10 protein-coding genes and 1 pseudogene are annotated in these 12,788 nt (G+C 73.4%); 7 read left to right on the top strand and 4 right to left on the bottom strand.

Going from position 1 to position 12,788, the window contains the following annotated elements; genetic code table 11:
- Positions 1-4: 4 nt before the first annotated feature.
- A complete protein-coding gene (locus ACWF9Z_RS08565; protein WP_453598947.1) occupies positions 5-874 on the bottom strand; it encodes a helix-turn-helix domain-containing protein in 870 nt (289 codons plus the stop codon).
- Between the two features lie 334 nt (positions 875-1,208).
- A complete protein-coding gene (gene glnA / locus ACWF9Z_RS08560; RefSeq protein WP_356654124.1) occupies positions 1,209-2,570 on the bottom strand; it encodes a type I glutamate--ammonia ligase in 1,362 nt (453 codons plus the stop codon).
- Positions 2,571-2,831: 261 nt separating this feature from the next.
- Here glnA and ACWF9Z_RS08555 point away from each other — a divergent pair, with 261 nt between their 5' ends.
- The 3 genes from ACWF9Z_RS08555 to ACWF9Z_RS08545 all read left to right on the top strand — a co-directional run bounded on the left by ACWF9Z_RS08555 (position 2,832) and on the right by ACWF9Z_RS08545 (position 4,632).
- Positions 2,832-3,176 (top strand): hypothetical protein, encoded by a 345-nt coding sequence (locus ACWF9Z_RS08555; RefSeq protein WP_453598944.1) that lies wholly within the window; start codon positions 2,832-2,834, stop codon positions 3,174-3,176.
- Between the two features lie 65 nt (positions 3,177-3,241).
- Positions 3,242-3,892, top strand: coding sequence for a DUF3105 domain-containing protein (locus tag ACWF9Z_RS08550; RefSeq protein ID WP_453598941.1), 651 nt, complete (start codon positions 3,242-3,244; stop codon positions 3,890-3,892).
- Positions 3,889-4,632 (top strand): DUF305 domain-containing protein, encoded by a 744-nt coding sequence (locus ACWF9Z_RS08545; RefSeq protein WP_453598938.1) that lies wholly within the window; start codon positions 3,889-3,891, stop codon positions 4,630-4,632. Before ACWF9Z_RS08550 ends, ACWF9Z_RS08545 begins: the two co-directional genes overlap by 4 nt.
- A gap of 105 nt (positions 4,633-4,737) precedes the next feature.
- On the opposite strand, the gene ACWF9Z_RS08540 is transcribed toward ACWF9Z_RS08545, so the two are convergent.
- Both ACWF9Z_RS08540 and ACWF9Z_RS08535 read right to left on the bottom strand, forming a co-directional pair.
- On the bottom strand, positions 4,738-5,745 hold the full coding sequence (locus ACWF9Z_RS08540; RefSeq protein WP_453599316.1) for an alpha/beta fold hydrolase: 1,008 nt from the start codon (positions 5,743-5,745) through the stop codon (positions 4,738-4,740).
- Between the two features lie 146 nt (positions 5,746-5,891).
- The gene (locus tag ACWF9Z_RS08535; protein ID WP_453599313.1) at positions 5,892-6,605 is read right to left on the bottom strand and encodes a DUF998 domain-containing protein; all 714 of its coding nucleotides are present in this window, start codon (positions 6,603-6,605) and stop codon (positions 5,892-5,894) included.
- 128 nt (positions 6,606-6,733) lie between these two features.
- Between ACWF9Z_RS08535 and ACWF9Z_RS08530 the strand changes: the two genes are divergently transcribed.
- The 4 genes and pseudogenes from ACWF9Z_RS08530 (at position 6,734) to ACWF9Z_RS08515 (ending at position 12,689) form a co-directional block, all read left to right on the top strand.
- Positions 6,734-7,234, top strand: coding sequence for a hypothetical protein (locus tag ACWF9Z_RS08530; protein ID WP_453598935.1), 501 nt, complete (start codon positions 6,734-6,736; stop codon positions 7,232-7,234).
- A gap of 191 nt (positions 7,235-7,425) precedes the next feature.
- Positions 7,426-9,059: pseudogene (locus tag ACWF9Z_RS08525) on the top strand (multicopper oxidase family protein).
- A 422-nt stretch (positions 9,060-9,481) separates the two neighbouring features.
- On the top strand, positions 9,482-10,720 hold the full coding sequence (locus ACWF9Z_RS08520; RefSeq protein ID WP_453598933.1) for a DUF4352 domain-containing protein: 1,239 nt from the start codon (positions 9,482-9,484) through the stop codon (positions 10,718-10,720).
- Between the two features lie 214 nt (positions 10,721-10,934).
- Positions 10,935-12,689 (top strand): NAD+ synthase, encoded by a 1,755-nt coding sequence (locus tag ACWF9Z_RS08515; RefSeq protein WP_453598930.1) that lies wholly within the window; start codon positions 10,935-10,937, stop codon positions 12,687-12,689.
- Positions 12,690-12,788 lie beyond the last annotated feature (99 nt).

The raw sequence follows: 12,788 nt of genomic DNA, 5'->3' as shown, positions 1-12,788 counted from the left end.
CGTCTCACGAGAAGTCCGTACCGACGTACCCCTGGATGGCGTCGTTGATGAAATGCAGGGTGCTCCCCGGGCTCAGCGCCTGGGCTTGCAGGTGTGCGTACATAGCGCTGTACGCCTGCACATCGGATCGTTTCTCCAGATAGAGATCACTGGTGAATCTTTCCAAATACACCACGCTCACGTCGGCGACGTCGGCGAATTCGAGCAGCGCGAACTGTCCCGAGACACCCGGGTGCGCCCCCACGTCGTCGGGGAGGACCTGCACGGTGATGTTCGGCTGGGCTCCGAGGTGGGTCAGATGCTCCAGCTGCTCGCGCATGACCTCGCGGCTGCCTGCGACGCGCCGCAGTACCGATTCGTCCAGCACGGCCCACAAGCGCAGGGACTTGCTCTGGGCGCCCAGTCGGCGCTGGCGCCGCAGCCGTACCCGGAGGCGTGTGGCGGCCTCGTCGGCGGCGCCCCGAGGGATCGTTCCTGCAATGACCGCCCGGGCGTAGTCGGGAGTTTGCAGCAGGCCGGGGACCACGAGGGGCTCGTAGCATCGGATCACCGCCGCCTCGGCTTCCAGGCCGATGTAGGCGCCGTACGGGATGTCACCGTAGGCATTCCACCAGCCCTGCTGCCCCGATTCCCGGGCCAGCTCCATGAGATGGCCGACGAGCCGTCGGTCCTGGACTCCGTACAGCCCGCAGAGATCGCGTACGTCGCGCGGCTTGATCAGGCGACGTCCGTTCTCCATGAGGCTGATCTTGGGCTGGGAGATCAGCAGGCTCTCCGCCACTTGCGACGTGGTCATGCCCCTCACCTCCCGGAGCCGACGGAGCTCCGATCCCAGCCGGCGCCTGCTGACAACGGGATTGAAATCGACACCCACGGGCCGTGTACCTCCGATCAAAAAACTTGCAACGGCCAGCAGATTGTCACGGCCGGGGCCGGCGGCCTCCGCCTTTTTCGGCGTGTCGTTCAGGGCTGTACAAGCCGCACCAAGAACGACATGGGCTTGATATGACTTCCCGCCTCGAGTTTCAAAATAAATTCACACCGGACATTCTTTCGCTCCGGACGAACTGCATGCCGGTACACGTTTCTGCGCAATATGCGGGGTCGTACATACGGCCGTCCAGGGCCCGTGAGACGCCTCAGGGCCGACGGCTGCATGCCGTCGGCCCTGAGTGTGGATCCGGCCCCGAAGGCCGCCTGACCAGCTGTTACAGCACCGGCATCATCTTGCGGAGTTCGAAGGCCGTGACCTCGCTGCGATACTCCTCCCACTCCTGCTTCTTGTTGCGGAGGAAGAAGTCGAAGACGTGTTCGCCGAGGGTTTCGGCGACCAGTTCGCTGCGCTCCATCAGGGAGATGGCCTCGCCGAGGTTCTGCGGGAGGGGTTCGATGCCCATCGCGCGGCGTTCCGCGTCGGAGAGGGCCCAGACGTCGTCGTCGGCGCCGGCCGGGAGTTCGTAGCCCTCCTCGATGCCCTTCAGGCCGGCGGCCAGGAGGACGGCGTACGTGAGGTACGGGTTGGCGCCGGAGTCGATCGAGCGGACCTCGACGCGCGAGGAGCCGGTCTTGCCCGGCTTGTACATCGGGACGCGGATCAGGGCCGAGCGGTTGTTGTGGCCCCAGCAGATGTACGAGGGGGCCTCGCCGCCGGCACCGGCGCTGCGGGAGGAGCCGCCCCAGATGCGCTTGTAGGAGTTGACCCACTGGTTGGTGACCGCGGCCGTCTCCGCCGCGTGCTTGAGCAGGCCCGCGATGAAGGAGCGGCCGACCTTCGAGAGCTGGTACTCGGCGCCCGACTCGTAGAAGGCGTTGCGGTCGCCCTCGAAGAGGGAGAGGTGGGTGTGCATGCCCGAGCCGGGGTACTCCGAGAAGGGCTTGGGCATGAAGGTCGCCTGGACGCCCTGTTCGAGGGCCACCTGCTTCATGACCAGGCGGAAGGTCATGATGTTGTCGGCCGTGGAGAGGGCGTCGGCGTAGCGGAGGTCGATCTCCTGCTGGCCCGGCGCGCCCTCGTGGTGGCTGAACTCGACCGAGATGCCCATGGATTCGAGCATCGTGATCGCCTGGCGGCGGAAGTCCATGCCGACGTTCTGCGGAGTGTGGTCGAAGTAGCCGGAGTTGTCCGCCGGGACCGGGCGGGTTCCGTCGAGCGGCTTGTCCTTCAGCAGGAAGAACTCGATCTCGGGGTGGGTGTAGAAGGTGAACCCGAGGTCGGAGGTCTTGTTCAGGATGCGCTTGAGTACATAGCGCGGGTCCGCGTACGACGGCGAGCCGTCGGGCATGAGGATGTCGCAGAACATCCGGGCGGTACCGGGTGCCTCCGCACGCCACGGCAGTATCTGGAAGGTGCTCGGGTCCGGCTTGGCGATCATGTCGGACTCGTAGACCCGCGCGAACCCCTCGATCGCCGAGCCGTCGAAGCCGATGCCCTCGTCGAATGCCTGCTCCAGCTCCGCCGGCGCGACCGCGACGGACTTGAGGAAGCCCAGTACGTCGGTGAACCACAGGCGCACGAAGCGGATGTCGCGCTCCTCGAGTGTCCGGAGGACGAATTCCTGCTGCTTGTCCATACTTCATCCTCGCAGTTCAGACGGTCTGTGCACTACCGCTCCGGGGACCGGGCGCACATCCGGGGCACAGTCGGGACGGCCCAGTATCCCCAGCCGTGGTTTCCGCCAGATTACGCACCCCGCGAAGCCCGCGGCACCCCCGCACTGACCGTGGGCCCGTCATGAGCATTACCATCTGCGCCCATGGGGGGCCGGAAGCACGCGGAGCGGATACATCAGGGACGCCTCCGGCGTCCGCTGCCTCGGCGTGCCGTCCTCCTGATGGCCTTCGGGGTACTGGCCGGCGCGGTGTTCCTGTGCGCGCGGCCCGGCACGGAGCACACGGCCGCGGGGCACGCGGCGGCCGGGCACCCGGCCGCCGGACACGCGGCCGGCCACTCCGGGAGCGCGGCGTACGTCTTCTGCGTGTCGCCGCACGACCTGCCCGGCTGTTCCCCGTTCTCCCACCTGACCCCGGGCGTCCTGCCCGCGCCGCCACCCGCCGTGGCGGCGGCGTCCGGCGAGCCCGCGCCCGCCGGACGGACCGCGCACGCGGGGCGGCAGCAGCCGCCCGCGGCGCTCGCGCGCGGCCCCGACCTGTACGCCCTCCGGGTGCTGCGGACCTGACCGTCCCGGCTCCGGCCCCGTACGCGCATCTCCTCCACCCCCCTCAGCAGAAGGAACCAGGGCACATGGGCAGCAGGCAGTCCGACCACCACTCCCGTCAGGCGCGCATAGCCGACATGCGCCGCGCCGACCGCGTGCGCGACCGGCGCAACAAGGCCATCGCCATCACCGTCTCGGCGGCCGTCGTCACCGGGCTGATCGGCTTCGGCGCGTGGGTGATGATCGACCAGCAGAACAAGAAGGACGCGAAGACGGCGGCCGCCAAGGCCCCCGTCGACGGCGAGCAGACCTGGGACGTGGCGAAGCTGGGCCGCAAGCACGTCGACACCCCCGTGAAGTACGAGATGAACCCGCCCGTCGGCGGCGACCACAGCCCCCGCTGGATGAACTGCAACGGCGACGTCTACAAGAACCCGCTGCCCGAGGTGAACGCGGTGCACTCGCTGGAGCACGGCGCCGTGTGGGTGACGTACAGCGAGAAGGCCGAAAAGGCCGACGTCGAGAAGCTCGCCGGGACCGTGGCCAAGACCCCGTACACGCTGATGAGCCCGGACAAGGAGCAGGCCGGCGCGATCATGCTCAGCGCGTGGGGCAGGCAGCTGACCGTGGACAAGGCGGACGACCCGCGCGTGGCGCAGTTCTTCACCAAGTACGTGCAGGGCCCGCAGACCCCCGAGCCGGGCGCGGCCTGCACGAACGGGCTGGCCGACAAGTGACCCGCCCGGCCCGTACGTACTGGGTCGCGGGCTCGGCCGTCGGCCTCGCGCTGCTCTTCGCGGTGGGGGCCACCGTCGCCGCCGCGAGCGCGGACGGCGACGGGACGGGGGCCGGCGGGTCCGCCGCCGGTACGTCCGCCCGCGCCCCGGGGCTCCACTCCCCCGACGCGGGCTTCGCCCGGGACATGGCCGTCCACCACCAGCAGGCGGTGGAGATGTCCTTCATCGTGCGCGACCGGACCGCGGACGAGGCGGTGCGCGGCCTCGCGTACGACATCGCCAACACCCAGGCCAACCAGCGCGGCATGCTGCTGGGCTGGCTGGACCTGTGGGGACTGCCGAAGGTGGTGGCCGGCGAGCCGCCGATGTCCTGGATGGGCACCGGCGGCCACGACGGCCACGGCACGGAGGGCATGGACGGGATGGCGGGGACGGAGGGCCACGACATGGGCGGGGTCGTCACCAAGCCCGGCGCCCTGATGCCCGGCATGGCCACCAAGGAGGACCTGGCCCGGCTCGGCTCCGCCGGGGGCCGGGACGCCGAGGTGCTCTACCTCCAGCTCATGACCGAGCACCACAAGGGCGGCGTCGCCATGGCCGGGGGATGCGCCGCGGAGTGCCGGACCCCGGCCGAGCGGGCGCTCGCGCAGGGCATGGTGGCGGCGCAGCAGTCGGAGCTCGCCCTGATGGCCGACATGCTGAGGCAGCGCGGGGCCGATCCGGCCGCACCCCAGGGCTGACCGGGCAGGACGGGTGAGCGTGCGGGCCCCGACGGGCCCGCAGGCTCGCCCGGACGGGCCCGCGTCGCCCGTGGGGAGTCGCGTGGTCCGAACGGGCGTGAGGGTCTACTCCAGGGGAGGGGCCCCCGGCGCCGCCGACGGGCCCGGCCCCGTCCCCGGCCCGGCTTCGAGCCCCGGCTCCGGCCCCGGCTCCGATGCGTTCAGGACCGCTCGCACCACCTCGTGCGGGCGGTCCAGCATGATCAGGTGTCCGGCCGGGTCCGCGACCTCGAAGCGGGCGCCGATCCGGTCGGCCAGTTCCGCCTGGCGGGCCAGCCAGCGCAGGGCCGGGCCGCGCGCCGAGCCGTCGTAGCCGGCCAGGACGGTGACGGGCACGGTCAGCGGGTGCGACGCGCGCAGCGCCAGCACCTCGGCGGCCACGTCGAGATAGCGGGAGTTCTCCAGCAGGGCGCCGCGCCAGACCCGGCCGGTCCGGTAGCAACGCCGTACGAGCTCCCGCGCGGCCGGGTCCTCGCGCCCCGAGCCACCCCAACCGGCCCAGCCACCCCAACCGGCCCAGCCGCCCGAGCCGGCCCCGCCGCGGTCGTCCGGGCCGCGCGGGTCACCCGCTCGGCCGGACCCGTACCCGTCGCCCGCGCGGGAGGCCCGTACGGCCGCCCGCCGGACCCGGGGGCCCAGCGCCGCGGGCAGCCCCGCGGCCGTCACGGCCCGGCCGAGCACACGGGAGGCGCCGGTCCGCACGGCAGCGGGCAGCAGGGTGCGGGGCCGCTCCTCCACACTGCTGTCGACCAGCACCACGGCCTCGGTGCGCTCCGGGTACAGGCGGGCGAAGGCCTCGGCGTGGAACCCGGCGATGGAGTGCCCGGCCACGGTGACCCGGGCGTCGCCCAGGCCCAGCGCGTCCAGCAGCCCGGCGATCCGGTGGGCCTCCCCGGCCGCTTCGGGCGGCCGGACGGCCGGGGCGCTCAGCCCGTGGCCCGGCCGGTCGAAGCGGACGACGGTACGGCCGGCGGCGACGAGCAGACCGGCCACGGCGTCCCAGTCGAACCAGGCCATGGCCAGTCCGGCGCTGAGCACCACGGGCGGACCGCTCCCCTCGGCCACGACGTGCAGGGGGACCCCGTCGACGCGGACGAACCGGCTGCGGGCCGGGGCGGCCGCGGCCGCCGGAGCCGGGCTCGGACTCGGAGCCTGCGTCGAAGCCTGGCTCGGAGTCGGCAGCGGCTGCGGTGGCAGCGGCGGTAGCGGTGGCAGTGGTGTCACGTGCGGCGTTCCTTGTGGACGGAGTAGGCGAGCAGGCCCAGCCAGACGGCCACGAACAGCACCTGCAGCCGCTGCCCGGCGCCCAGGGCCCACGTACCGTGCCCGGCGGTGAACATGGCGATGGCGGTCAGGGTCCAGACGGTGGCGAGCAGTTCGAGCGCGACGAGCGCGGGGCCGTAGCGGGCGAGCGGTGCGAGACGGCCGTAGCGGCGGGCGGCGACCGTGAGGGCCACGATCCCGACGAGCGCGCCCGTCATCGCGAGACTGCTGCTGACCGCATGGGCCTGATGGGTGGCGGGGACCAGGCCTGCCGTCTCCCGGGCCGCGCACTCGGGGTCCGCGGTCGGCGCGCAGCTCAGCGGCAGCCACGCGTCGGTGGCGGTGGCCGCCCCGAAGAGGGTGACTCCGGCCCAGCCCGCGACGGACCAGAAGCCGCGGGACCCCGCGTGCCGGGCGAGGCGGGCCAGGGCCAGCAGCCCGCCCAGGAGGACGAGGACGCCGGCGGTGAAGTCGGTGGCGCGGAAGAGGCCGCCGAGCGGCTGGTCCTGGGCGGCGAGCTCGCTGACGTACGTCTCGATGGGGTTGAGGCCCGTGGACAGCACGACTTCGAGGACCCACGCGGTGTACGCGGCGGCGCCGAGGCCGATGAGGACGGCGACGGCGCGGGCACCGGTGCGGCCTCCCGGGCCGGGGTCCGGAGCGACCCGCAGACCGTTCGCGGACTTCCAGGACTTCACGGGCTTCAAGGGCGGGCCTTTAGTGGACATAGTGTGACTAATCCTAAACACGGCGGGTCCGGTCCGACCATCGGATACCCATCCCGGGTAGGGTTTCGCGCATGACGCACCCTGCCCTGCGTACCCGACGAGCGGCTGTCCGGTGGTCCCGGCTCCTGCTGCTCGCGGGGCTGCTGCTGGGCATCGTGACCATGCACACGCTGGGCCATCCGACACAGGCCCACGCCATGCAGGACGTACCGGCCGTCCATTTCGTTCCCCCGGCGGGACACCCCGGGCACCACGCTCCGGACGCCGTCGCGGACCTCGCGGCCGACTCCGTGGCCGGCTTCGTGGCGGACCGCACGGCGGACCTCGCGCCGGACCCCGCGCCGGACGCGGCCGTCGCCGGAGCGCCCGGCCCGGGCACCGGCATGGACCCCATGTCGGTGTGCCTCGCCGTACTGGGCGCGCTCACCCTGCTGTTCCTCGGAGCCGGTCTGGCCGGCCCGGGTCGTGCCACGCCGCTCGGGGGCGCGGCACGTGCGCCGGGCCGGTCCGGTGGTCCGGAGCCGCCACCACCCCGCGAACTCCTCACCCTGCTGGCGGTACGGCGCGTATAGGCGGGCTCCGTCGTCGCCCCCGCGCGCCTTCGGGGCGGCGGCAGACGGTGCCCACCCGTCCACACCACGTCATCACGAGGTGTTCCGCCATGCGTTCCTCCGTCACGCCCACCTCCGACCCCGCTTCCAGGCCCTCTGACACGTCCTCCGCGGCGCCTCCCGCTGCGTCCCCCTCCCCCGCCCGCCGCGCCGTGCTCGGCGCCGGCGCGGCGCTCGTCGGCTCCGGGCTGCTCGCCGCCTGCGGGAGCTCCGGCTCCGGGATGGCCGGCATGGACCACGGCTCCGGCGCGGACTCCGGTTCCGTGCACGGCGGTCCCGCCCGCTCCGCCCCCGGCGGCTACGTGGACCCGGCCGGGCCCGAGGTGCGGGCCGCCGAGGCCGCCCGCAAGGCCACCGGCCCGCTCACCGAGGTCCGGCTGACGGCCACCGCCACCCCGCTCGACCTCGGCGGCGGCCGCTCCGTCCGCAGCTGGGCGTACGGGGACGCACTGCCCGGCCGGGAGGTGCGGGTCACCGCGGGCGGCACGCTCGCGCTGACCCTGGCCAACCACCTCCCCGAGGCCACCTCACTGCACTGGCACGGCCTGGCGCTGCGCAACGACATGGACGGGGTGCCGGGGCTGACCCAGCGGGACATCGCCCCGGGCGCGTCGTTCACGTACCGGTTCGCGGTCACGCGTCCGGGGACGTACTGGTTCCACCCGCACTCCGGGGTCCAGCAGGACCGCGGGCTCTACGCCCCGCTGATCGTGGAAGACCCCAAGGAGCCCCTCGCCTACGACAAGGAGTGGGTGGTGGTCCTGGACGACTGGCTCGACGGGGTGGAGGGCTCCACCCCGGACGCCGTGCTCGCCGAGCTCCGCACGGGCATGGACATGGGCTCGGGCGGCGGCGGCCACGCGGGCCACGGCGGCCACGGCTCCACGGGCACGGCCGCCCCGGGCACTTCCGCGGCGGGCACTCCCACGGCGGGCGCCGGCGGCGGCCCGTCGCGGGTCCTCATGGGCGGCGACAGCGACGTCCTCGGCAAGGACGCGGGCGACGTCGCGTACCCGCACTACCTCGTCAACGGCCGCACCCCCGAGGACCGTCGGTCTTCACCGCCCGCCCCGGCGACCGGATCCGGCTCCGCATCATCAACGCGGGGGGCGACACCGCCTTCCGGATCGCCCTCGGCGGCCACGAACTGACGGTCACCCACACCGACGGCTTCCCCGTCGAGCACACCGGGGCGCGCTCGCTGCTGCTGGGCATGGGCGAGCGGTTCGACGCCCTGGTGACGGCCGGCGACGGGGTCTTCCCGCTGACCGCGCTCGCCGAGGGCAAGGGGGAAGCGGCTTCGGCGCTCGCGCTGTTGCGCACCGGTACGGGGGCCGCGCCGACCGCCGCGACCCGGCCCGCCGAGCTGTCCGGCCGGCCACTGTCGGCGGCCGGCCTCAAGGCCGCCGAGCCGGTGGCGCTCACCGCGCGCGAGCCGGACCGTACGGTGCGGATCAAGCTGACCGGCGGCATGGCCGCGTACGACTGGGCCTTCGACGGCAAGCCGTACGCGCCCGACCAGCGGCACCCGGTGAAGGCCGGGGAACGGGTCCGGCTGGAGTTCGAGAACTCCACGACGATGTGGCACCCGCTCCACCTGCACGGCCACACCTTCGCGACCGGCGGCCGGACGGGCGGGCCGCGCAAGGACACGGCGGTGATCCTCCCGAAGGGCCGACTGACGGCGGACTTCGACGCCGACAACCCCGGCCTGTGGATGGTGCACTGCCACAACGTCTACCACTCGGAGGCCGGAATGATGACCGTCCTGGGCTACCAGCGCTAGGCGACGCCCGGTCCACCCGCGCCGGGCCCGGCGGGGATCCACCCCCGGCGGACCCGGCGGGGGTCCGCGCCCGTCGGGCCGCCCGGCAGGCACCCGCCAGAGGGTCCGCCGACGCCCACCCGAAGGCTCTGCCCAGGACCTGGCGCTGCCCACCCGGAGCCCGCCCAAGGGCTCGGCCGAGGACCTGCCGACGCCCACCCGAGGGCCTGGCCACGGGCCTGGCGCCGCCCACCCGGCGCCCGCCCATAGGCCCGGCCCAGGACCTGCCTCCTCCCACCCGGGGCCCGCCCGGGGCTGCGCCCGGCGCCCCGCGCAGCCCGCCGGGCTCATCCGGGCCGAATTGCGGGGCGGGCGGCGCGGCGTCCATGGCAGGCTGGTGATCGTCACGCGCCGCATTGCGATCTGAAGGACTGCCCACCGGTATGAGCACCCCGCCCAACCCGCCCAGCACGCCGTCCGTTCCGCCGACGGAGCCCACGGGCACACCCGCACCCGAGGCGGCATCCATACCGGAGCCCGCGCAGCCCCTGTCGCTCGAGAAGCCCCCGGCGGCAGCCGAGCCGGCCCCGGTGAACCCGGCGACACCCGAGCCCGCCCCGGTGCCGGCGGCGGAGCCGATCGCGGACCGGGCGCCGGACCAGGCCTCCGCCGCGGACCAGCCCGCCCCCGCGCAGGCGCAGGCGCCGACCCCGGACCAGGCCCCCGCCCCGGCGACGCCCGCGGCCCCGGGCCCCGTGACGCCCCCGGCCGCCTTCGCCCCGGTCACCCCCGCCCCGCCGGCCGCCCCCGGAGGCCCCGCGTACGGAGCCCCCTACGGCGCCCCCGGCGCCCCCGGCGCCCCCGGCGCCCCCGGCAACCTCTGGGCCGCGCCCGGCGGCTCGTACCCCGGCCACCCCGGGCCCCCGCCCGCCACCAACGGCATGGCCGTCGCCGCCCTCGTGTTCGGCATCGTCGGCATCCTGCTCGGCCTCGTGCCCTTCCTCTTCTGGGCCGGCGCCCTCCTCGCCCTGGTCGGTCTCGGACTCGGCATCGCAGCCGTCGTCCGCTCCCGCGGCGGCGCTCCGCGCGGTGCGATGGCCGTCGCGGGCACCGTTCTCGCCCTCGTCGGGCTCGGCGCCTCGGTGGGCGGTTACTTCATCACCCGCTCCGTCGTCGACAGGATCGACGCGAAGATCTCCGACGACCGCCGCTACGAGGACGACGAACTGGTCTTCCCCAGCAACCCGCCGCTCCCGACGCAGAAGCCCTCGCCGTCCCCGTCCCAGGTACCCGGCCTCACCAGCGCGCTGCCGTTCGGCCAGACGTTCAGATACCCCAGCGGCGTCGAGGTGAAGGTCTCGGAGCCGAAGAAGTACGTCACCGACAGCGAGTACATCAAGGTGGGCAACGCGGTCGAGGTGACCCTCACGGTCACCAACAACTCGACCGAGACCCTCAACATCATCTACGCGGTGCCCAACCTCCGCGACGAGCAGGGCCTGGCCGGCAAGCTCGTCTTCGACGGGGAGATGCCCAAGATGATCAAGGGCGACATCCTGCCGGGCGCCTCGGCGACCGGGGTCATCGCCTATGAGGTCCCCAAGGGCACCGCGACCCTCACCGCCGACATCACCCCCGGCGGCCGCCTGCCCGCGGTGAAGTACAGCGGCCCGATCGGCTGAGCCGGCCCAGCCAGCCCAACCGGCCCAGCCAGCCCGGCCGGCCCAATCAGCCCGGCCGACCAACCCGACCGGCCGGTCGAGCCGACCGGCCGAACCGGCCGGCCCGGCGGATCTCGCCCGGCCGGCCCACTCGGCCCCCTCGGCCGGCCCGGCGGAGTCGGCGGAATCAGCGGGCCCCAGGACATCGCGTCAGAAAGACGATTACACTGGGCCCGTGCCTCAACTTCGCCTCGCTCTGAATCAGATCGACTCGCACGTCGGCGACATCGCCGCGAACGCCGACTCGGTCGTCCACTGGACCCGGCACTCCGCCGAACAGGGCGCCCACCTGGTGGCGTTCCCGGAGATGATGCTGACCGGGTACCCCGTCGAGGACCTCGCCCTGCGCGACTCCTTCGTCGAAGCCTCCCGTACGGCCCTGCGCGCCCTCGCGGAGCGGCTGGCGGCCGAGGGCCTCGGCGACCTCCCGGTCGTCGTCGGCTACCTCGACCGGACGGAGAAGGCCGTGCCCCGGCTCGGCCGGCCGGCGGGGTCCCCGGAGAACGCGGCCGCCGTCCTGCACGGCGGGAAGGTCGTCCTGCGCTTCGCCAAGCACCACCTCCCCAACTACGGCGTCTTCGACGAGTTCCGGTACTTCGTGCCGGGCGACACCCAGCCGGTCATCCGGGTGCGCGGCGTGGACGTGGCACTGGCCATCTGTGAGGACCTCTGGCAGGAGGGCGGGCGCGTCCCCGCCACCCGCTCCGCCGGCGCCGGGCTGCTGATCTCCGTCAACGCCTCCCCGTACGAGCGCAACAAGGACGACCTGCGCCTCGAACTGGTGCAGAAGCGCGCTCAGGAGGCCGGCTGCACCCTCGCCTACCTGGCCATGATCGGCGGCCAGGACGAGCTGGTCTTCGACGGCGACTCCATCGTCGTCGACGCCGGCGGCGAGGTCATCGCGCGCGCCCCGCAGTTCTCCGAAGGCTGCGTACTGGTCGACCTCGACCTGCCGGCCGCCTCGGCCACCCCGGTCGAGGGCACCGTCGACGACGGCCTGCGCATCGACCGCGTGATCATCTCCGAGGACCCGGTGGAGCCGTACGAGGCGGTCGTGGCCGGCGGCTACGCCGAGCGCCTGGACGACGACGAGGAGATCTACGACGCGCTGGTCGTGGGCCTGCGCGCGTACGTCAGGAAGAACGGCTTCCGCTCGGTCCTGATCGGGCTCTCCGGCGGCATCGACTCGGCGCTCGTCGCGGCCATCGCCTGCGACGCGATCGGCGCGCAGAACGTGTACGGCATCTCGATGCCCTCGAAGTACTCCTCGGACCACTCCAAGGGCGACGCGGCCGACCTGGCCGAGCGGACCGGCCTGAACTTCCGGACCGTGCCGATCGAGCCGATGTTCGACGCGTACATGGAGTCGCTCGGCCTGACCGGACTCGCCGAGGAGAACCTCCAGTCCCGGCTGCGCGGCACCATGCTGATGGCGGTCTCCAACCAGGAGGGCCACATCGTGCTGGCCCCGGGCAACAAGTCGGAGCTGGCCGTGGGCTACTCCACCCTGTACGGCGACTCCGTGGGCGCCTACGGCCCGATCAAGGACGTCTACAAGACGGACGTCTTCCGCCTGGCGCGCTACCGCAACCGGGCCGCCGTGGAACGCGGCGAGACCCCGCCGATCCCGGCCGCCTCGATCGAGAAGCCGCCGAGCGCCGAGCTGCGCCCGGGCCAGGTGGACACCGACTCGCTGCCGGACTACCCGGTCCTGGACGGGATCCTCGAGCTGTACGTGGACCGCGACCAGGGCATGGAGGCGATCGTCGCCGCCGGCTACGACGCCGGGCTCGTCGCGAAGACCCTGCGGATGGTGGACACGGCGGAGTACAAGCGCCGGCAGTACCCGCCGGGCACGAAGATCTCCGCGAAGGGCTTCGGCAAGGACCGCCGCCTGCCCATCACCAACGGCTGGCGCGAGCAGGCGTAGGCGCGGTGTAGGGGGGTGGGGGGCGGGGGGGGGGAGGGCGGGGTGCGGGGCCCCGGCCCGCCCGCCCGCGCGGCAGTGGGGGGGGGGGGGGAGAGGCGC

Source organism: Streptomyces sp. NPDC054961 (assembly GCF_053609145.1).
The sequence above is the reverse complement of the archived record's forward strand: the minus strand, read 5'-3'. Positions and strand labels throughout refer to the sequence as shown.

Bases quoted from the DNA above. Each gene is read 5' to 3' on its own strand.
- glnA (WP_356654124.1), bottom strand. From the start codon at position 2,570: ATGGACAAGCAGCAGGAATTCGTCCTCCGGACACTCGAGGAGCGCGAC.
- ACWF9Z_RS08555 (WP_453598944.1), top strand. From the start codon at position 2,832: ATGGCCTTCGGGGTACTGGCCGGCGCGGTGTTCCTGTGCGCGCGGCCC.
- ACWF9Z_RS08550 (WP_453598941.1), top strand. From the start codon at position 3,242: ATGGGCAGCAGGCAGTCCGACCACCACTCCCGTCAGGCGCGCATAGCC.
- ACWF9Z_RS08530 (WP_453598935.1), top strand. From the start codon at position 6,734: ATGACGCACCCTGCCCTGCGTACCCGACGAGCGGCTGTCCGGTGGTCC.
- ACWF9Z_RS08520 (WP_453598933.1), top strand. From the start codon at position 9,482: ATGAGCACCCCGCCCAACCCGCCCAGCACGCCGTCCGTTCCGCCGACG.